This window comes from Streptomyces sp. NPDC046985 (genome assembly GCF_040644415.1).
Classification (GTDB): Bacteria; Actinomycetota; Actinomycetes; order Streptomycetales; family Streptomycetaceae; genus Streptomyces.
Window position 1 is genome coordinate 146817 of sequence record NZ_JBEYWK010000004.1, and the last position, 19486, is coordinate 166302.

Genomic DNA, 19486 nt, shown 5'->3' on the forward strand with positions numbered 1-19486 from the left:
GTTCTCCCCACTCGCTCTCAGGACGCCCGCAGGAAGCGGTCCAGGACGCGGACGCCGAAGTGCAGCGCCTCGACGGGGACCCGCTCGTCCACTCCGTGGAAGAGGGCGTGGTAGTCGATGTCCTCGGGCAGCTTCAGCGGCGAGAACCCGTAGCCGGTGATCCCCAGGCGCGAGAACTGCTTGGCGTCAGTGCCGCCGGGCATGCAGTACGGCACCACGTGCCCCTCGGGGGCGAACTCCTCCACCGCCGCCCGCATCGCGGCGAACACCGGTGCGTCCACGGGGGCTTGCAGCGCCACCTCGTGGTGGGCGAACTCCCAGTCCACGTCCGGGCCGGTCAGCCGGTCCATGGTGGTGCGGAACTCGTCCTCCCCGCCGGGCAGATAGCGTCCGTCGACGTGGGCGACGGCCTCCCCCGGGATCACGTTGAGCTTGTAACCGGCCTCGAACATGGTCGGGTTGGCGCTGTTGCGCAGCGTCGCCTCGACGAGCCGGGCGCCCGGACCGAGCTTTTCGAGGAACGCGTCCAGGTCGTCGAGATCGGGCGCCACGCCGTACAGGGCGGCGAGTTCGGTGACGGCCGCGCGCACGGTCGGGGTGAGCCGCAGCGGCCAGGTGTGGTCCCCGATCCGGGCGACGGCGGCGGCCAGCCGGGTCACCGCGTTCTCCCGGTTGACCCGGGATCCGTGGCCCGCCCGGCCCCGCGCGGTCAGCCGCAGCCAGGCGGTGCCGCGCTCGCCCGCCGCGATCGGGTAGATCTGCCGTCCGGCGCCGTCGTGGAAGGTGAACGCCCCGGACTCCCCGACCGCCTCGGTGCAGCCCTCGAACAGCTCCGCGTGCCGGTCGGCGAGGAAGCCGGAGCCGTCCTCGGCGCTGGCCTCCTCGTCGGCGGTGAACGCGATCACCACGTCCCGGCGCGGCTTCAGGCCCCGCCGGGCCCAGGAGCGGACCACGGCGAGGATCATCGCGTCCATGTTCTTCATGTCCACCGCGCCCCGGCCCCACACGACGCCGTCGCGGACCTCGCCGGAGAACGGGTGCACGCTCCAGTCCTCGGCCCGCGCGGGCACCACGTCGAGGTGGCCGTGGACCAGGAGCGCGGGGGCCGACGGGTCGGACCCCGCGACCCGGGCGACGACGTTGGTCCGGCCCTGGGTCCGCTCCAGCAGCACGGGGTCCAGGCCCGCGTCCGCCAGCCGCTCGGCGGCGTACTCGGCGGCCGGACGCTCCCGGCAGTCGCCGCCGCCCCGGTTGCTGGTGTCGATGCGGATCAGGTCGGAGGTGAACCCGACGACCTCGTCCAGCGCCTGCGCGTCAGCCATACTGCTCCTCCACGGCGGCCGAGGCGATGGTGGTGACCGCCTTGAACGTCCGGATCGCCTCGTACATGGTCGCATTGGTGTACGCCGTCCTGCGCTCCCCGATCCGGGTCACGCCGGGGACGACGGTGACGGCCTGGGCGAGGTGCTCGGCGTCGAACTCCGTCACCACGGTGAACGGGCCCCGGTCGGACGGCTCTCGGCGGCCCGCCAGGGAAACGGCCTCCTTGGCCGCCGCGCGGATGTCCGCGGCGGTGCGGGCCGGGGTGCGGCACACGGCCGCGTACCGCGACACATGGTCCTTCACCGCGACCTTCAACGCCTCGGGCGCGTACCCGAGGGCGTCCTCGCAGGCCACGTCGTCCCCGGTGACCAGCACGACCGGCACGCCGTGCTCGGCCGCCACCCGCGCGTTCAGCAGCCCCTCGCTGGCCCGTACGTTGTTCAGCCAGACGCCGGTGAGGGAGTTGGCGAGGTAGGTGTGGGCGAGGACGCCCTCCATGCCGGCGCCCGCGTGGTAGCCGACGAAGGCGACGCCGTCCACGTCACCGTGCTGCACGCCCTCCACCATGGACAGCGACTTGTGGCGTCCGGTGATCATCTGCGCCCGCTCGTCCAGCTCTTCGAGCAGCAGGTTGCGCATCGTCCAGTGCGCCTCGTTGATCAGGACCTCGTCGGCGCCGCCGTCGAAGAAGCCGAGGACGGCGGCGTTGACGTCGGAGGTGAACATCGAGCGGCACCGCTGCCACTCCGGGGTCCCCGGCAGCACGTCCGCGGGCCAGGTCACCCCGGTGGCGCCCTCCATGTCGGCGCTGATGAGGATCTTCACACCACTGCTCCCTCTCCTGCTCGGGTCGACCCGGCGCGGTCCGTGTCCGTCGTTCGCCGAGGGGCAGGCGCGAGTTTAGACCCCGGCCGAGTGATCGCCTAGCGATCCCCTGGTGATCCCCTACGGCGGGCCCTAGACCGCCTTCTGCGAGGCGGCGGCCTCGGGCCGCAGGTCGGCGAGGGTGAGCGGGTGCGCCGGAGGGTCGGGCAGGATCACCCGGCGTGTGGTCCGCTGGTCGGGTCCTACGTGCAGCAGTTCGCCGGAGGCCAGGGGCCGCCAGTCGGGGTTGTCGTCCATGCGCTCGCTGGCCACGACGACGGAGGGCGAGTCGGCCAGGCTCTGGGAGTGCACGCGCATCCGCCCCTGGGCGCCGGAGTGGTCCAGGTGCCGGCCCCCGTGCGGGCCGCCGGCCGCGCGCTGGAGGACGTACAGCTCGTGCGTGGCGGGGTAGCGCAGCGCCCACAACTGGTCGGGGGCGGCGAGCACGAGGTTGAGGGCGAAGACGGGCAGGTGCGCGGCGATCCACCCGGCGGCCCGCTCAAGGCCGGCGGCGACGTCTCCGCCGGCCAGGCGGGTCTCCCGGGTGATCAGGGCGAAGAACCGCTCGGAGTCGGTGTCGCCGTGGACCAGGGAGCGGTCCTCGCCGAGCCGCTCGTCGAGCCGGTCCAGGTCCTCGATCACCCCGTTGTGCGCGAACAGCCGCCCGTCCTGCGCGAACGGATGGGTGTTGCGGGCCTTCAGCGCGCCGGTGGAGGCGTAGCGCACATGGGCGACGAACACAGCGGAGTCCGCCTGCCGCGCCTCCGCGGCGAAGGCGCGGTCCCGGTAGGCGGCGATCGGCGATTTGTCGACGCGCGGGGCGCCGTCCGCGGCGAAGTAGCCCAGACCGGTGCCGTCGGGGTCGTGGCGGCTCTGCCGGCTGAGGCTGTCCGGGGCGTCCAGCAGCCAGAACGTCGCGTGGGTGCGCCGCGGGGCGCTGCTGAGAGCGAACAGACGGCACATCGGGTCCTCCTGGAGTCCTTCGCGAGGGACGGGCCCGGCCTGGTCCGCGCATGCGGACCCGGTCAGCGCCGTCCCGGCCGGAGCGGGTTCTTGGTCTCGGCGCCGTGGGCGAAGCCGCCCGCGTCGTCGGCGCTGCGGCAGGGCTCGCTCTGCTTCTCCAGCCGGGGCAGCACGCGGCGCAGGTCGGCCATCAGCAGGTCGGCCAGGTCGCGGCTGAAGCCGTTGCGGATCACGAAGCGCAGCACGGCGAGGTCAGTGCGGTTTTTGGGGAAGGTGTACGCGGGCACCTGCCAGCCCCGCTCGCGCAGCGCGGCGGACACGTCGAACACGCTGAAGCTCTCGACGCCGTCGCGCACCCGGACGGCGACGACCGGCAGCTCGCCGCCGTCGGTGATCAGCTCGAACGGGCCGAGCGCGGCTAGCTCGGCGGCCAGCCAGACGGCGACGTCCCGGCAGGTCTGCTGCACCCGTCGGAAGCCGTCGTGGCCCAGGCGCAGGAAGGTGTAGTACTGGGCGACGACCTGGGCGCCCGGCCGGGAGAAGTTCAGCGCGAACGTCGGCATGTCGCCGCCGAGGTAGTTGACGTGGAACACCAGGTCCTCGGGCAGGGCGTCGTGACTGCGCCACACCGCCCAGCCGACCCCGGGCATGACCAGGCCGTACTTGTGCCCGGAGGTGTTGATGGAGGCGACCCGCGGCAGCCGGAAGTCCCAGGTCAGGTCAGGGTCCAGGAAGGGGGCGATCATCGCCCCGGAGGCGCCGTCGACGTGGATCGGGATGTCCAGGCCGGTGCGGGACTGGAGGTCGTCCAGGGCCGCCGCGATGCCGGCGACCGGCTCGTAGCTGCCGTCGAAGGTGGAGCCCAGGACCGCGACGACCCCGATGGTGTTCTCGTCGCACAGTTCGACGGCCGTCTCGGGGGTGAGGTGGAACCGGTCCCCCTCCATCGGCACGTAGCGCGGCTCCACCTCGAAGTAGTCGGCGAACTTCTCCCAGCAGATCTGCACGTTGACGCCCATGACCAGGTTGGGCCGGTCGGCGGGCTTCCCCTCGGCGCGGCGCCGGTGCTGCCAGCGCCGCTTGAGCGCGAGGCCGCCGAGCATGGCCGCCTCGCTGGAGCCGGTGGTCGAGCAGCCGGTCGCGTGCCGCGGGTCCTCGGCGTGCCACAGCCGGGCCAGCATGTGCACGCACCGGGTCTCGAGTTCCGCCGTCTGCGGGTACTCGTCCTTGTCGATCATGTTCTTCGCGGCGGACTCGGACATCAGCCGCAGGGCCTGCGGCTCCGCCCAGGTGGAGACGAACGTCGCGAGGTTCTGCCGGGCGTTGCCGTCGAGCATCAGCTCGTCGTGGACCACCTGGTAGGCGGTGTCGGGCTCCATCTCCCGCTCCGGCAGCGTGTAGCGGGGGATCTGGAGGGGCTCCCGGCTGAACACCGGGTTGACCTCCAGGTCCCTGCTCCTGCCCTGGTCGTCGTGGGGATGCCTCACCGTCATGCGCGCTTCGTCTCCCGTGTCGTCCATGCTGCCCAGGGGTGTTGGCGTGCGGCAGGAGCGGCCCGTCGGCCCGTCCTCAGCGCTCCAGGAAGTCGAACAGCGCTTCCCAGCGGTCCGTGATCTCCTCCGGTTCGAAGCGCCGTACGCTGCGCAGGGCCTGCTCGCCCATCTCGTCGCGCAGGCGGTCGTCCGACATCAGCCGGACGAGATGGCGGGCGAGTTCGGAGGTGTTGCCGGGACGGGCCAGCAGGCCGTCCTCCTCGTGGGAGACGATCTCGCGGACGCCGGGCGCGCAGTCGAACACCGCGCAGGGCACGCCGCAGGCCATCGCCTCCAGCAGGACCAGCGGGAAGCCCTCGCCGCGGGAGGACTGCACGAAGACGGAGGATCCGCGCAGCGCCCCGGGCACGTCGGCGGTCTGCCCGGCGAAGTCCACCGAGTCGTCGAGCCCGAGTTCGGTGCACCGCCGGCGCAGTTCCTGCTCGGCCTCTCCCCTGCCGTAGACGCGCAGGGTCCAGCCGGGCTGCTGCGGCGCGGCCTCGGCCCAGGCGTCCAGGAGCAGGTCGACGCCCTTCTCGTGGGAGAGCCGGCCGATGCTCACGACTGTCTTCTCGCTGCGCGGGGAGGGCGCGTCGGGCACGATCGGCAGCGGGTTCGGCATGAAGCCGACGTTGTTCAGGCCCTCGCCGACCCAGCGGTCGGCGTCCTCCTGGGTGAGCGCCAGCATCCGGTCGACGTCCGCGAAGTACGTCTTGACCCGGTTGAACCGGGAGCTTTTCCGGCAGGTGTCGAAGGACTCGTGGCTCATGCCGACGACGCGGTGCCCGGCGGTGTCGGCGAGCGCCACCCACTCCATCGCCCACACCTGGGGCACGATGATCATCGCACCGGGCCGGGCCTCCCGGAACAGGTCGCTGAGCCGGGAGGCGGCGGCGCGCATGTGCGCCTCGTGGCGGCGCGGGGCCGGGTCGGCCGGGCCCAGCAGGCGGCGTGCCCGGGGGCGGCCGGGCGGCCGCTGGGAGTACAGCGTCACGGTCCGGAAGGGGGGTTCCTCGCCGAGGTCCATCGGATGGTGGGCCGGGGCGATGCCGCAGACGGTGACCCGGTGGCCGCGGCCGGCCAGCAGTCCGGCGAGCTGGGTCTGCCAGCGGCCCACGCCGCCTAGCTCGTTGACCTCGTTGGCCACGAAGAAGATGTCGCGCTGGGTCATCGGGTCTCTCCCGCGGGGCCGAAGAAACGGTCCACGATCTGCGCCGCGGCGTCCCCGCGGTCGTACTCGCCGTACTTGTCCACGAATTCCTTCAGCCGCGCCTCGTACGCCGTGCGCACGCCGCTCAGGTCGTCGAGGACCCCGAACAGCTCCTCCGGGGTGCGCGGGACCGGGCCCGGCGCCTCGGAGAGCAGGTCGAAGTAGGTGCCCCGGGTGTCCTGGGCGTACTCCTCCCAGTCGTACGCGAAGAACACGAGGGGACGCTGGAGCAAGGCGTAGTCGAACATCACCGAGGAGTAGTCGGTGATCAGGGCGTCGGCGAGCAGCATCAGCGGGGTGATGTCCGGCTCGGCGCTGACGTCGATCACGCGTCCGGCCACCGACGGGGGCAGGGTGAGCCGGTTCAGGTAGTGCGCGCGGACGAGCAGGGTGTAGTCGTCGCCGTAGCGGCCGGCGAACTCCTCCACGTCGAAGGGGAACTCGAAGTCCTTGACCCGGCCGTCGGCGCGGGCGCGGAAGGTGGGCGCGTACAGCAGCACCTTGCGGCCCGGCTCGACGCCGAGGCGTTCGGCGATCTCGCGCGCCTGGGGGTCGGGAGCGCCGGACTGCCGGGCCCGGACCAGGGCGTCGTTGCGCGGGTAGCCGGTGCGCAGCAGCTTGTGCTCGGGGATGCGGTAGGCGCGGGCCAGGGTGCGCACGTCGTGTTCGCCGCGGACCACGAAGTGGTCGAAGCGCTCCAGCGCCTTCTGGTAGTCGCGCTGCTCCGTCTCGGACAGCATCCGCAGGCCGGGCTCGTCGTAGCCCATCCGCTTCAGCGCGGAGCCGTGCCAGGTCTGGATGTACGTGGTCTCCGGGCGCTTGGGCAGGCGCAGCGGGTAGCCCTGGTTGTCGATCCAGAACTCGGCCTGGGCGAGCGCCTTGAGGTAGCCCCAGGACCAGCGGCGCACCAGCTCGGCGTCCTTGGGGAAGTCGCGGGGGCGCTCGCCGGTGTAGGACCAGATCGGGGTGATGGGCGTCCCGCGGCGGCGCAGCTCCTCGAAGACGGCGCGCGGGCTGTCGCTGTACTGCTTGCCCAGGTGGCTCTCGAAGACGACCGTGCCCTTGCGGATCGGCAGCCTGGTCAGCATGCGCTCGTACACCTGGATTTTGCGGGCGCCGGAGTTCAGCTCCCGGCGCAGCTCGCGCACCTTGCGGTAGGCGTCCTTGGCGGAGCGCGCGGGGCGGCCGTGCAGGTTGCGCTCCACGGCGGCGCGTCCGGCGCGCGCGGCCTGACCGTGCTGGGTCAGCACGAAGGCGAGGTGGCCCTTGGCGGAGACCTGGGCCTCCAGCCGGTCGGCCAGCAGCCGGGTGAGCCGGGGCCGGACGGGCACGGCCGCGGCGTGTTCGAGGTCGACGGCGCCGACGGTGAGCCGGCTGGTGCTCTTCGCGCCGTCCACGGTCAGGTGCAGGCGGACGTCCCAGACGTCGTCGACCAGGCCGAGCGGCCGCAGTCTCTGGGCGAGCGGGAGCACCGCCTTCCAGGCGACGGCGTCGCCTTCGTGGCGCGGGGCGGGGACCGGGAAAGCGAACGTCTGGAGGCTGCGGCGGCGGGCGCGGAACTCCAGTTCGGCGCTGAGGGTCGCGCCCGGGGCGATCGTGCCCAGCGGGTTGACGACCTCGCCCGCGAGCGTCACGTCGCCGCCGCTCACGGTGCACTCGGTGAGCTGGTTGCGCAGGTTCATCTGTTCCACGCGTTTGGCGTGGTAGCCGAACGCGGTGACGTCCAGGACGGAGCGCATCCCCTCGTCGTCGAGGTAGCGGTCGGTCCAGTAGATCCTGCCGTCGCGCTCGGTCAGCGGGGCGGAGATCTTGCCGCGGTTGATGAGCGTGTCGATGGCCGGCATCAGGTCGGTCCAGTCCTCGCGCAGCAGGAGCTGGGCGCAGATGGCGTGGATCCGGTCCAGCTCGGCGTAGGCCGCCTCGGGGAAGCCCTGGATGTAGCCGCGGGCCAGCTCGGCGAAGCGGTGCCGGTACTCGTCGTCCAGGAACGGCAGTTCGCGCAGGTAGAGCACCAAGTCGTGCTTGAGGAACTTGATGTCCTTGCGCAGCTTCAGCTCGTCCTGGCCCTGGAGGTCGAGGAGGCCGTCGATGCGCCGGTGGATCTCGACCCGGTGGGCGAAGTTGCTGATCTCCCCGCGCCGGTTGCTGATCGACTTGACGGCGGACTTCTGCACGACGTTCCAGAAGTAGACCGTGTTCGGGATCAGGGTGATGCGCCGGGCGGCGAGGTACGCCTGTGCGGAGAAGAGCAGGTCCTCGTAGTGGATGCCCCGGGGGAACTCGAGGGCGTTGTCCACCAGGAAGTCACGCCGGTAGCACTTGTTGGTGGACAGGGTGTCGAAGACGAACAGGTCCGGCAGCTCCGCGATGGAGTCGATCGTGCGGGTGCCGCGGTACAGCCACTGGTACCACGCGGCCCGCTTGGTGTGCCGGCTGTCGGTGTGCACGCGCACGCACAGGCCGGAGACGAGGTCGGCGCCGGTGCGGTCGCCGGCCTCGACCATGTTCCGGCACGCGTTGGACTCCAGCGTGTCGTCGCTGTCCAGGAACATCACGTACCGGCCGCGGGCGACCTTGACGCCTTGGTTGCGGGGCTCGCCGCAGCCGCCGCTGTTCTCGGGCAACTGGATCGCGCGCACTCTGCCGGGGTGGGCCGCGGCGAGCGCCTGGGCGACCGCGTAGGAGCCGTCCGTCGAGCAGTCGTCGGCGATGATCACCTCGACATTGCGCAGAGTCTGCGCAAGGACGGAACCTACGGCCGCTGGAAGGCGCTCTTCGTCGTTGTAGACGATGACGACAACACTGACGTCCGGTTCGGGCGCGACGCTCGACACGGCCACCTCTCGTCCTTGTTAGCTGAGCGCTCGCTCAGCTCCATTGGGGGTGGGGCAATCCTACAGGCTGTAGGTAAGACCCCGTCCCCGGCCCTTCAAACTACGCGAATACGACAATATGCCACCCCTGTGACACGCAGAGGGTCGCACGGGGGCGGGACGTGGGCCACGTGGGGCCGTCACCACCGGGGCTCAACGGCGCTCAGAAACAGGAGAGTGCGGGACCCGAACCGGGTGCTTCGAAGCCGGGCGGTCCGAACCGGCGGGTGCTTCGAGGCCGGGCGGCCCGGACCGGGTGCGCGGAGAGGCCGCCCGGAGCCGGTCCCGGGCGGCCCGGTCCGGTCCGGGCCCGTGCCGGTCAGTCCTCGTGGCCGAGCTGGAGGTCGCGTTCCGTGCGTCCGCCGCCCGCGACCTGCAAGACCGTGGCGACCGGCGGGTAGCCCGCGGCGATCACCGTGTACTCGCCGGAGGACAGGTCCACGAACCGGAACGTCCCGTCCAGTCCGGTGGTGAGCGTGTCCACCACGTTGCCCGCCGCGTCGAGCAGCGTCACCCGCGCATCTTGCACGGGCCGCCCGCCGCCGGCCCGGACCGTGCCGCGCAGCACCGCGCCCCCCGCCAGCTCGACGTCCTGGCGGGTCTCCCGGGACGCCTGCACGCTGACCGGGAGCGCCACCGGGCGGAAGGCGGGCGCGCTGGCGGCCAGGGTGTACTCGCCGGCGACCAGCTCGGTGAGGACGTAACCGCCCTCGCGTCCGGTGCGGGTCCCGGCCACCACCTCGCCGTGCACGTTGGTCAGGGTGACGGCGGCGTCGTACACGGGGCTGCCGTCCGCCGTGCGCACGGCGCCCGCCAGGCGGCCGGCCCCGCCGAGGACGACGTCGAGTTCGACGGGCCGCTCGCCGACGGTCACGGACACCGCCTGCGGCTGGTGGCCGCCGGCCGCGGCGATCAGCACGTAGGACCCGGCGCCCGGCGTGGACAGCGCGTAGCGTCCGTCCTCGCCGCTCGCGCCCCGCCCGATCTGCTGCCCGCCGACGTCGATCAGGGTGAGCGCCGCGCGGGGCACGACGGTGCCGTCCGCGTGCTGCACGGCGCCGCAGACGGGGACTCCGGCCGGGTACGGCGCGCGCGCCGGCGGCACCTCGGGGGTCAGCGGCGCGGGGTCCGTCTCGTAGACGGGGGCGGCGGGGGTGTGGTGGGACACCAGCGGTCTCTCCTTGAGGAAGAAGGCGATGATCAGGCCGAGGACGAGCACCGGCACCAGGTAGAGGAAGATCCGCGGCATGGCGTCGGCGTACGCCTGGACGTAGGCGTCGCGGACGGCCGGCGGCAGCGCCCGCACGGCCTGCGGGGTGATCGACTCGGGGTCGGGCAGGGCGGCGCCCGCGGGCAGCCGGTCGCGCAGGGCGGCGCCGAGCCGGTCGGCGAACAGGGTGCCGAAGACGGCGGCGCCCACGCTGCCGCCGATCTGCCGGAAGTAGTTGTTGGCGCTGGTCGCCGTGCCGAGGTCGGCGGGGCGCACGGAGTTCTGCACGGCGAGCACCAGGACCGGCATGACCAGGCCGATGCCCGCTCCGAGCACCGCCATGAAGACGCTGTACTCAAGCTGGGGCGTGTCGGCCTGGAGACCGGACAGCAGCCACATGCCGACGGCCGCCAGGGCGGCGCCGAGCACCGGGTAGACCTTGTAGCGGCCGGTGCGGCTGATGAGCTGGCCGGAGAGGACCGACGCGCCCACGATGCCGCCCATCATGGGCAGCATCAGCAGTCCGGATCCGGTGGCGGAGGCGCCGTCGACCATCTGGAGGAAGGTCGGCAGATAGCTGGCGGCGCCGAACAGCGCGACGCCGATGACCAGTCCGACCAGGCCGCTGACGGTGAAGACGGAGTCGCGGAACAGCCGCAGCGGGATCAGCGGCTCGGCGGCGAAGCGCTCGGTCACGGCGAACAGCGCGGCCGCCGCGACGGCGCCCGCGCCGAGGCCCAGGATCACGGCGGAGCCCCAGGCGTACTCGGTGCCGCCCCAGCTCGTGAGCAGCACCAGGCAGGCGGAGGCGGTGGCGAGCAGCAGCGCGCCCAGGACGTCGAACCGGGCCCTGGCGCGGGGCCTGGGCAGTTTGAGCACGACGGTGATCACGGCCAGGGTGACCAGGCCGAAGGGCACGTTGACGTAGAAGCACCAGCGCCAGGAGAGGTGGTCGGTGAAGTAGCCGCCGAGCAGCGGTCCGGCGACGGAGGCGAGGCCGAAGGCGGCGCCGATCAGCCCCATGAAGCGGCCGCGCTGCCGAGGCGGGACGATGTCGGCGATGATCGCCTGGACGCCGATCATGAGGCCGCCCGCGCCGACGCCCTGCACGGCGCGGTAGGCGATCATCTGGTCCATGGTCTGCGCCCGTCCGGTCAGCGCGGAGCCGATGACGAAGACGCCGATGGCGAACTGGAAGACGCCCTTGCGGCCGATGAGGTCGCCGAGCTTGCCGTAGACGGGCAGTCCGACGGTGGCCGTGAGCAGATACGCGGTGATCGCCCAGGACATCCGGTCCAGACCGTGCAGCTCGCCGACGATCTTGGGCAGCGCGGTGGCCACGATCATCTGGTCGAGCGCGGCCAGCAGCAGCGCGAGCATCAGGCCGAGGAAGACCAGCCGCACCTGGCGGGGGCCGAGGTCGGGGACCGGCGGCGCGGCGTCCGCCGTCGCTCCCGGCGCGCCCGGCGCGCCCGGTGCGCCCGGGACGCCCGGGTGCTCCGCGGCCGCCGGGTCCCCCGCGGTCTCCGGATGAGCGGCACGGGGGTCCGGCGGGGGCGCGACCGGTTCGTCCTGCACCAGAGTGATCCCGCCCACGTGCCTCTCCCTCGTCGCGGCCGCCGCGCGTTCTCCGCGCATGAAGCGACAACTACGGGCAAGCACGGCGAGTTACGGCAAGACGGGGCGCCGTGCAGAGATCACTCGAACCGGTGAGAGACCAACGCTGGCCTCCCAGAGGCGAGTTGCGCCGGGGTCTACTTCTCGACCTCGGCGGCGAGCCGGGCGAGCACGGCGTCGTAGATGCGGCCGAGGCCCTTGGGGGCGAACGTCTTCTCGAAGAAGCCGCCGACGCCGCCGGCGCCCTGCCACGTGGTGGTGACGACGACGCGGGACCTGCCCTCGCCGGCGGGGGTGACCCGCCAGACGGTGACCATGGAGGAGTTGCGGTCCTTCTCGACCAGCTCGCCGTCGGTGGGCTCGCTGACGTCCAGCAGGCAGTCGCGGACGCGCTTGCTGGTGGCCTGGAGCTTCCAGTGGACGAGGGTGCCCTCGCCGTCCCCGCCCTCGCGCACCTCGTACTCGCTGAAGTGCTCGGGCAGCAGCCTCTCGCGGGTGCCGCTGTAGTCGGCGAGGGCGTCGAACACCTTCTCCGCGTCCGCCGCGACGACCCGCTCCGTTGTGGCCTCGACCTGCGCCATGAGGTTCCTCCAGGACATCCGTACTCAGGGTGGGGGCAAAGCCAACCACCCCGCCGTCCGGCCCCCCAAATCGGGGTGCGGCGGGCGAGCGGCGCGGGGCGCGGGCGCCGCGGGGCGACGCAGGGGCACGGGGCGGCCCGCGGACGCCGGGACGCCCCCCTCGCGGTGCCGTCCGCACGATCAAGGGAACATGTGTTCTATTCTGGAGCCAGAGCTACCGAGGAGGCGTCATGCGCTGGGACAACCTCACCGCCGGCTCCGGGGACTCCGGCGACACGCGGGACTCCGGAAGCGCCGGGGGCACGCAGCGGGGCCGGGCCGAGGCCGCGCTCTTCGGCGCGGAGGCGGTCGTCACCCGCACCTTCGACACGCCCGAGTTCCGCGGGATCACCTTCCACGAGGTCCGGGCCCGTTCGATCATCAACCGCGTGCCGGGCGCGTCCCGCATGCCGTTCGAGTGGACGGTGAACCCGTACCGCGGCTGTTCCCATGCGTGTGTCTATTGTTTTGCCCGCAAGACGCACAGCTACCTGGACCTCGACACCGGCCTCGGCTTCGACAGCCAGATCGTGGTCAAGGTGAACGCGCCGGAGCTGCTGCGCCGCCAGCTCGCCTCGCCCCGCTGGCACGGCGAGCACATCGCCATGGGCACCAACGTGGACTGCTACCAGCGGGCCGAGGGCCGCTACCGCCTGATGCCGGGCATCGTCGCCGCGCTGCGCGACCGCGCCAACCCGTTCTCGATCCTGACCAAGGGCACGCTGATCCTGCGCGACCTGGACCTGCTGACGCAGGCGGCGGAGGTCACCGACGTGGGCGTCTCCGTCTCCGTGGGCTTCACCGACGCCGAGCTGTGGCGCACCGTGGAGCCGGGCACGCCCTCCCCCGAGCGCCGCCTGGACGTGGTGCGCGCCCTCGGGGAGCGCGGCATCGGCTGCGCCGTGCTGATGGCGCCGGTGATCCCCTTCCTGAGCGACGGCCCGGACCAGCTCAGGGCGACCGTGCGCGCCATCGCGGCGTCCGGCGCGGCGTCCGTCACGCCGCTGACGCTGCACCTGCGGCCGGGCGCCCGCGAGTGGTTCATGGCCTGGCTCGGCCGCCGTCACCCGCACCTGACGCCGCGCTACGAGCGCCTGTACGCCGACGGCGCCTACGCCCCCACCTGGTACCAGCGCCGGATCACCCGCCAAGTGCACGACCTGGCGCGGGAGTACGGCATCGGTCCCGCGCGTCCCGGCGAGGCGCGGCGCCTGCGCCCGCCGGAACCCCCGGCGCCGGGGCCGGACGGCGCCGCGACGACCGGACCGACGCAGCTCACGCTTCTCTGAATCATCCGCTCATCCCCCTCTGAGGTCGCCTCATCCTCAACTGAGGTCGTCCGTTCACGATCCTCTGAGATCGTCCGCTCACGCGCCTTCGGGGTCGTCCGTTCACGCCCCTTTGAAGTCGTTCGAGCGCATCACCAGGCCCGATCGGGTCAAGATTCACCTGAACGCCCCTCTTTGGGCGATCTTTCCGGGACGATGCGGCGGCGAGGACCGCGAGACCCGCGGTCCTCGGCGGCTCCGTCCTGGGAGGACCCATGAGAAGAAGCGCTGCCCTGCTGTGCGGCGCCGCCGTCGTCGCCGGTTCCCTGACGGCCGTCCCCGCCGACGCCAGCACGCCCCGCCCCGCGGCGGCGGTCCGGGCGGCCGGGATCCACTGGAAGAAGTGCGGCGCCGATGCGCAGCCGGCCCTCCAGTGCGGGTCGGTGACCGCGCCGCTCGACTACCGGCGCCCCGGCGGCCGGCAGATCACTCTCGCCGTCTCCCGGGTGCGGCACACCGCGAGGGCCTTCCAGGGGCCGCTGCTGGTCAATCCGGGCGGGCCGGGCGGCAGCGGCCTCTCCCTGGCCGCGTTCGTCGCCTCCTCGCTGCCCAGGGCGGTCGCGTCCCAGTACGACGTCATCGGCTTCGACCCGCGCGGCGTGGGCGCGAGCCGGCCGGCGCTGGACTGCGCGCCGGGGTACTTCGGCCCGGTGCGCCCCGACTCGCTGCCGAGCACCCCCGCGCTGGAGCGGGCCAACCTCACCCGCGCGCGCTCCTTCGCCGCCGCCTGCGGCAGGAAGTACGCGAAGCTGCTGCCGTACGTCGACACGGTCAGCGCGGCCGCCGACATGGACGCGATCCGCCGGGCCCTGGGCGCCCCGAAGGTCAGCTACCTCGGCTACTCCTACGGAACCTACCTCGGCGCGGTGTACGCCAAGCTCTTCCCGCAGCGGGTGCGCCGACTGGTCCTGGACTCCGTCGTCGACCCGGCCGGCGTCTGGTACGACGACAACCTCCGGCAGGACTACGCCTTCGACGACCGCCAACGCGCCCTCATGGCCTGGATCGCCGCGAACGACTCGACCTACCGGCTGGGCGGCGACCCGGCCGAGGTGGCGGCCGAGTGGTACGCGATGCGGGCGGCGCTCGCCAGGAAGCCGGCCGGCGGGAAGGTCGGCGCCTCCGAACTGGAGGACACCTTCATCCCGGGCGGCTACTACAACGGCTACTGGCCGTCCCTGGCAAGGGCGTTCGCGTCCTACGCGCACGGCGGGAACACCGGGCCGCTCCTGACCGCCTACGCCGCCCTCGGCGCGCTCGGCGCCTCCGGCGACAACGGTTACAGCGTCTACACGTCGGTGCAGTGCCGCGACGCCCGCTGGCCGCGCGACTGGAAGCGGTGGCGCGCGGACGAATGGGCGGCGTACAGCAAGGCGCCCTTCATGGTCTGGAACAACGCCTGGTACAACGCGCCCTGCGCGTTCTGGCCGACCGCCGCCGCGCGCCCGGTGAACGTCGCCAACGGCGAGCTGCCGCCCGTGCTGCTGTTCCAGGCCACCGACGACGCGGCCACCCCGTACGAGGGCGCGGTGACGGCGCATCGCCTGCTGGCCCGCTCCAGCCTGGTCGTCGAGCAGGGCGGCGCCAACCACGGCGTCACGCTGAGCGGCAACTCCTGCCTGGACCGCTACCTGTTCGACTACCTGCGCCACGGCACGGTGCCGCGCGGGCGCCTCGGCACGGCCGACGCGGTGTGCCCGAAGCTGCCCGACCCGGAGCCGGAGAGCGCCAAGGCGGCGGCCGCCGAGCCGTCCTCCGGCGCGTCCCGCGGCGCGCTGCTGCACGGGCTGATGGGGTTCCGCGGCTGAGGGCGCGACCGCCCGCCGGACGAGACGCAGGAGCAGGAGCAAGGGCAGAGGCAGGGGCCGAGGCAGAGACACAGGTGCAGCCCCAGACCCAGGCGCAGACCCAGGCGCAGGCAGGCGGGGGCTCACGGGTCCCCGCCCGCTTCCCTCACCGCTGCCGGGGAAGGCGCCCCAGCGCCCGTACCGCCGCCTCGGCCAGGGCCGGGTGGGCCAGGGCCTCGCTGAGCACGGTACGGGCTCGCGCGTCACCGAGGGCGCCCAGGCCGTCCACGCAGGCCAGCGCAACCCGGCGGTACGGGTCGTGCGGGCGCAGCCGGCGCTGCAAGGCGGTGATCAGTGCGGGCGCCGACTCCGGGGCGCGCAGCTCCACCAGGAGGCGCACGGGGTGCAGGGCGTAGGCGACGCGCAGTTCGTTGGTGGCCAGGGCCGCCGCCGCGCGGGCGGTGCGCGGGTCGCCGAGGCGGGCCAGGGCGTGGGCGGCGGACGCGCAGCGCGGCGGGTCGCGGTGGTTCAGCAGCAGGACCAGCGACTCGAAGGCACGCCGGTCCCCCGCGAGGCCCAGCCGGAACGCGGCCAGCTCCCTGGCCCACAGCGGCTGTCCGGGCGCCATAAGGACCTCGGCCAGTTCCTCCGCGTCCTCGGCGCCCTCGACGTCTTCGCGCGCCGCGAGGCGCCGGTAGGCCGCCGTCCCGCCCGACTCCTGCCGGACGCGCTCCGTGAGCGATCGCCACTCTTCGTCCACGAAGGCCACCATAGAGCCGAACCGCCGGCGTGAAACCCGTATCGCGCACGCAGCGCACCCCATCGGGGACATGGAGGGCTCGGCGCAGGGGCAAGGGAGATCCGCCTCGGCCATGCGGGAACCCGACCAGTGAACTCAAGGGGGTGGCGCGCTCGTTACTCACGGGTTAAGCTCATACGAGCGAGTTACCCACTCGCACCCCCTCGCGGTGGCCTGGTGACGCAGCCACTGCGAGCGTTGTCGGTTCGGTACGTCAGGTACCGCAGTACGACTCGGCTTGGGACAGAGCCGGTCGGCACCATGCCGCTGTCCGTGGGCGCGTGAGCCCGCGGCGTTCGGCGCCGGGCGTGTGCGCTCGCGGCCCGGCCACACCCGCACCCTCTCTTCCTCCGCACCCGGTGCGCCGTCGCGGCGCACCGGGCCGCGCTCCCAGTCGTCACCCTCATTCCTGGAGTCCCGCGATGGCCACTCCCCTCTCCGACACCTCTCTGTCCTCCTCCGCGTCCCCGCTGAAGACGATCGCCGTGGTCGGCCTCGGCACCATGGGCACCGGCATCGCCGAAGTCCTGGCCCGGGGCGGCCGCGAGGTCATCGGCATCGACGTCAGCGAGGCGGCGGCCGCCCGGTCCGTCGCCGCTCTGGAGACCTCCACCGCCCGCGCCGTGGAGCGCGGCCGCCTCACCGAGCAGGAGCGCGCGGACGTCCTCGCCCGTGTGCGCACCGCCGCCGACCTGGCCGCCGCGGCCGACGCCGACCTGGTCATCGAGGTGGCGCCGGAGTCGTACGAGATCAAGCAGCAGATCTTCCGCGAGCTGGACCGGGTGGTGCGGCCGGAGACGATCCTGGCCACCGGCACCAACGCGCTGTCGGTGACCCGGCTGGCCGCCGACTCCGCGCACCCGGAGCGGGTGCTCGGCCTGCACTTCTTCAACCCGGCGCCGGCCATGAAGCTGGTCGAGGTGGTCTCCTGCGTGCTCACCGCGCCGCAGGCCGTCGCCGCCGTCACCGATCTCGCCGTCGACCTGGGCAAGGAGCCCGTCGCGGTGGGCGACCGGCCCGGCTTCGTCGCCGACGGCCTGCTGTTCGGCTACCTCAACCAGGCCGCCGCGATGTACGAGGCGAAGTACGCCTCCCGGGAGGACGTCGACGCGGCGATGCGGATGGGCTGCGGCCTGCCGATGGGCCCGCTGGCGCTGCTCGACCTGATCGGCGTGGACACCGCGCGCACGGTCCTGGAGGCCATGTACGCGGAGTCCCGCGACCGGCTGCACGCCCCCGCGCCGATCCTCAAGCAGCTCAGCGAGGCGGGCCTGACCGGCCGCAAGGCGGGCCGCGGCTTCTACACCTACGAGGCCCCCGGCAGCGGCGCCGTGGTGCGCGACGCGCTGACCCCGCCGGAGAGCGGCGCCCTCGCCGCCGGCCGCCCCGTCCGCTCGGTCGGCGTGGCCGGCTCGGGCACCATGGCGTCGGGCATCGCGGAGGTGTTCGCGAAGGCGGGCTACGACGTCGTGCTCGCCGCGCGCACCGAGGAGAAGGCGCAGGCCGCCCGCGCCCGGATCGGCGCGTCGCTCGCGCGCTCGGTCGACCGGGGCCGGATGACCGCCGAGGCCGCCGCGCAGACCCTGGACCTGGTCAGGGCGACGGGGACGTACGACGACTTCGCGGACGTCGACCTGGCCGTGGAGGCGATAGCCGAGGACCTGTCGGCCAAGCAGCAGTTGTTCGCGACGCTGGACAAGATCTGCAAGTCCGGCGCCGTGCTGGCCACGACGACCTCCTCGCTGCCGGTGGTGGCCTGCGCCCGCGCCACCTCGCGCCCGCAGGACGTGGTCGGCATGCACTTCTTCAACCCCGCGCCGGCCATGAAGCTGGTGGAGGTCGTGCGGACGGTGCTGACGGCGGACGACGTCCACGCCACGGTCCGCGAGGTGTGCGCCCGGATCCGCAAGCACCCGGTGGACTGCGGCGACCGGGCCGGTTTCATCGTCAACGCCCTGCTGTTCCCGTACCTGAACAACGCCATCAAGATGGTCGAGGAGCACTACGCGTCCCTGGACGACATCGACGCGGCGATGAAGCTCGGCGGCGGCTACCCGATGGGCCCGTTCGAGCTGCTGGACGTGGTCGGTCTGGACGTCTCGCTGGCCATCGAGAAGGTGCTCCACCGGGAGTTCCGCGACCCGGGCCTGGCCCCGGCGCCGCTGCTGGAGCACCTGGTGGCCGCGGGCTGCCTCGGCCGCAAGACGGGCCGCGGCTTCCGCGAGTACGCCCGCCGCCGCTAGGAGGCGCCTCATGGGTGAGGCCGGCTCCGAGGAGCGGCCCCGCGGACGGTCGCGGGAGGGGCGCCGGGCGGAACGGGACTGGGGCGGCCTGCTGGACCCGGCCGCCCCCGGCCGCCCCGCCGGGCCCGACCGTCCCGCCGGGCCCGGGGGGACGCCGGGATCCGCGCACCGGGCCGCGGCGATGCAGTACGTTCAGGTCATGCCCCAGTCCGCCAGGTCCTCTCGTACGCCGTCCGCGCAGGATGCCCCGGAGAGCGCCGCCGGCTCCCGCGCGGCCGCCCAGCGGCTCAAGATGCGCCGGGAGCTGGCCGCCGCCGCGATGGAGCTGTTCGCGACGAAGGGGTACGAGGCGACCACGGTCGACGAGATCGCCGCGGCGGCCGGGGTCGCCCGCCGCACCTTCTTCCGCCACTTCCGCTCCAAGGAAGAGGCGATCTTCCCCGACCACGACGACACCCTGATCCGCGCCGAGGCGGTGCTCAACGCCGCTCCGGCGCACGAGCACCCGCTCGACACAGTGTGCCGCGGCATCAAGGAGGTCATGAGGATGTACGCGGCGCGGCCGGACATCTCGGTCGCCCGCTACAAGCTGACCCGCGAGGTGCCCACGCTGCGCGAGGCGGAGATCGCCTCGGTGGCCCGCTACGAGCGCCTGTTCACCCGCTATCTGCTGGGCCACTTCGACGAGCGCGCGCACGCCGACGACGCCAACGACGACCCGCTGCTCGCCGAGGTCGCCGCCTCGGCCGTGGTCACCGCGCACAACCACGTGCTGCGGCGCTGGCTGCGGGCGGGCGGCCAGGGGGACGTGGAGGCGCAGCTCGACCACGCCTTCGCCATCGTCCGCAGGACGTTCGGCACCGGGATCGGGGCCGGGCGCAGCACGGCGGCGCGGACCGCGTCCGGCGTCTCCGCTTCCGGCGTCTCCGCGACCGTGGCCTCGGCGGCCGTCGTCTCCACAGCCGGCCCGTCGGCGTCCGGCGCCTCCGCGGTCGCCTCGCGACAGGGCGACGTGCTGGTGACCGTCGCCCGCACCGACGCTCCGCTGGACGAGGTCATGCGGACCATCGCGGAGGCGCTGAACCAGCGCTGAGCGCCGCGCTCGCACGCCGGAGAC

The 19486-nt window shown here is 73.1% G+C and carries 13 protein-coding genes; 4 read left to right on the forward strand and 9 right to left on the reverse strand.

The window, feature by feature from the left end; genetic code table 11:
* Positions 1-17: 17 nt before the first annotated feature.
* The 8 genes from ABZ861_RS06800 to ABZ861_RS06835 all read right to left on the reverse strand — a co-directional run bounded on the left by ABZ861_RS06800 (position 18) and on the right by ABZ861_RS06835 (position 12173).
* Complete coding sequence (locus ABZ861_RS06800; protein WP_361624849.1) at positions 18-1322, reverse strand: M20/M25/M40 family metallo-hydrolase; 1305 nt, start codon at positions 1320-1322, stop codon at positions 18-20.
* Positions 1315-2148: a M55 family metallopeptidase gene (locus tag ABZ861_RS06805; RefSeq protein ID WP_361624852.1), complete on the reverse strand. Its 834-nt coding sequence runs from the start codon at positions 2146-2148 to the stop codon at positions 1315-1317. Before ABZ861_RS06805 ends, ABZ861_RS06800 begins: the two co-directional genes overlap by 8 nt.
* A gap of 132 nt (positions 2149-2280) precedes the next feature.
* Positions 2281-3150, reverse strand: coding sequence for a class II glutamine amidotransferase (locus ABZ861_RS06810; protein WP_361624855.1), 870 nt, complete (start codon positions 3148-3150; stop codon positions 2281-2283).
* A gap of 62 nt (positions 3151-3212) precedes the next feature.
* On the reverse strand, positions 3213-4643 hold the full coding sequence (locus tag ABZ861_RS06815) for a glutamate decarboxylase (RefSeq protein WP_361625326.1): 1431 nt from the start codon (positions 4641-4643) through the stop codon (positions 3213-3215).
* 76 nt (positions 4644-4719) lie between these two features.
* Entirely contained in the window at positions 4720-5853 is a 1134-nt protein-coding gene (locus ABZ861_RS06820) for a glycosyltransferase (RefSeq protein ID WP_361624858.1), read from the reverse strand.
* Positions 5850-8732 carry a bifunctional glycosyltransferase family 2 protein/CDP-glycerol:glycerophosphate glycerophosphotransferase gene (locus tag ABZ861_RS06825; protein WP_361624861.1) on the reverse strand — a complete coding sequence of 961 codons (2883 nt, stop codon included), beginning with the start codon at positions 8730-8732 and terminating at the stop codon, positions 5850-5852. The genes ABZ861_RS06820 and ABZ861_RS06825 overlap by 4 nt, the downstream gene beginning before the upstream one ends.
* A 352-nt stretch (positions 8733-9084) precedes the next feature.
* Entirely contained in the window at positions 9085-11571 is a 2487-nt protein-coding gene (locus ABZ861_RS06830) for an MFS transporter (RefSeq protein WP_361624864.1), read from the reverse strand.
* Between the two features lie 158 nt (positions 11572-11729).
* Complete coding sequence (locus ABZ861_RS06835; RefSeq protein ID WP_361625329.1) at positions 11730-12173, reverse strand: SRPBCC family protein; 444 nt, start codon at positions 12171-12173, stop codon at positions 11730-11732.
* Between the two features lie 230 nt (positions 12174-12403).
* Here ABZ861_RS06835 and ABZ861_RS06840 point away from each other — a divergent pair, with 230 nt between their 5' ends.
* Together ABZ861_RS06840 and ABZ861_RS06845 are read left to right on the forward strand one after the other, a co-directional pair.
* Positions 12404-13501, forward strand: a complete 1098-nt coding sequence (locus ABZ861_RS06840) for an Rv2578c family radical SAM protein (RefSeq protein WP_361624867.1) — start codon at positions 12404-12406, stop codon at positions 13499-13501.
* 254 nt (positions 13502-13755) lie between these two features.
* Positions 13756-15348: an alpha/beta hydrolase gene (locus ABZ861_RS06845; RefSeq protein WP_361624870.1), complete on the forward strand. Its 1593-nt coding sequence runs from the start codon at positions 13756-13758 to the stop codon at positions 15346-15348.
* Positions 15349-15493: 145 nt separating this feature from the next.
* Here the strand turns inward: ABZ861_RS06845 and ABZ861_RS06850 are convergent, their stop codons facing one another.
* Positions 15494-16087: an adenylosuccinate lyase gene (locus ABZ861_RS06850; protein ID WP_361624873.1), complete on the reverse strand. Its 594-nt coding sequence runs from the start codon at positions 16085-16087 to the stop codon at positions 15494-15496.
* Positions 16088-16548: 461 nt separating this feature from the next.
* Here ABZ861_RS06850 and ABZ861_RS06855 point away from each other — a divergent pair, with 461 nt between their 5' ends.
* Positions 16549-18369, forward strand: coding sequence for a 3-hydroxybutyryl-CoA dehydrogenase (locus ABZ861_RS06855; RefSeq protein WP_361624876.1), 1821 nt, complete (start codon positions 16549-16551; stop codon positions 18367-18369).
* A 181-nt stretch (positions 18370-18550) separates the two neighbouring features.
* Complete coding sequence (locus ABZ861_RS06860; protein WP_361625332.1) at positions 18551-19462, forward strand: TetR family transcriptional regulator; 912 nt, start codon at positions 18551-18553, stop codon at positions 19460-19462.
* Positions 19463-19486 lie beyond the last annotated feature (24 nt).

Excerpts from the sequence above, each read along its gene's own strand:
- ABZ861_RS06800 (WP_361624849.1), bottom strand. The coding sequence starts at position 1,322 with ATGGCTGACGCGCAGGCGCTGGACGAGGTCGTCGGGTTCACCTCCGAC.
- ABZ861_RS06810 (WP_361624855.1), bottom strand. The coding sequence starts at position 3,150 with ATGTGCCGTCTGTTCGCTCTCAGCAGCGCCCCGCGGCGCACCCACGCG.
- ABZ861_RS06815 (WP_361625326.1), bottom strand. The coding sequence starts at position 4,643 with ATGACGGTGAGGCATCCCCACGACGACCAGGGCAGGAGCAGGGACCTG.
- ABZ861_RS06820 (WP_361624858.1), bottom strand. The coding sequence starts at position 5,853 with ATGACCCAGCGCGACATCTTCTTCGTGGCCAACGAGGTCAACGAGCTA.
- ABZ861_RS06835 (WP_361625329.1), bottom strand. The coding sequence starts at position 12,173 with ATGGCGCAGGTCGAGGCCACAACGGAGCGGGTCGTCGCGGCGGACGCG.
- ABZ861_RS06840 (WP_361624867.1), top strand. The coding sequence starts at position 12,404 with ATGCGCTGGGACAACCTCACCGCCGGCTCCGGGGACTCCGGCGACACG.
- ABZ861_RS06845 (WP_361624870.1), top strand. The coding sequence starts at position 13,756 with ATGAGAAGAAGCGCTGCCCTGCTGTGCGGCGCCGCCGTCGTCGCCGGT.
- ABZ861_RS06855 (WP_361624876.1), top strand. The coding sequence starts at position 16,549 with ATGGCCACTCCCCTCTCCGACACCTCTCTGTCCTCCTCCGCGTCCCCG.
- ABZ861_RS06860 (WP_361625332.1), top strand. The coding sequence starts at position 18,551 with ATGCAGTACGTTCAGGTCATGCCCCAGTCCGCCAGGTCCTCTCGTACG.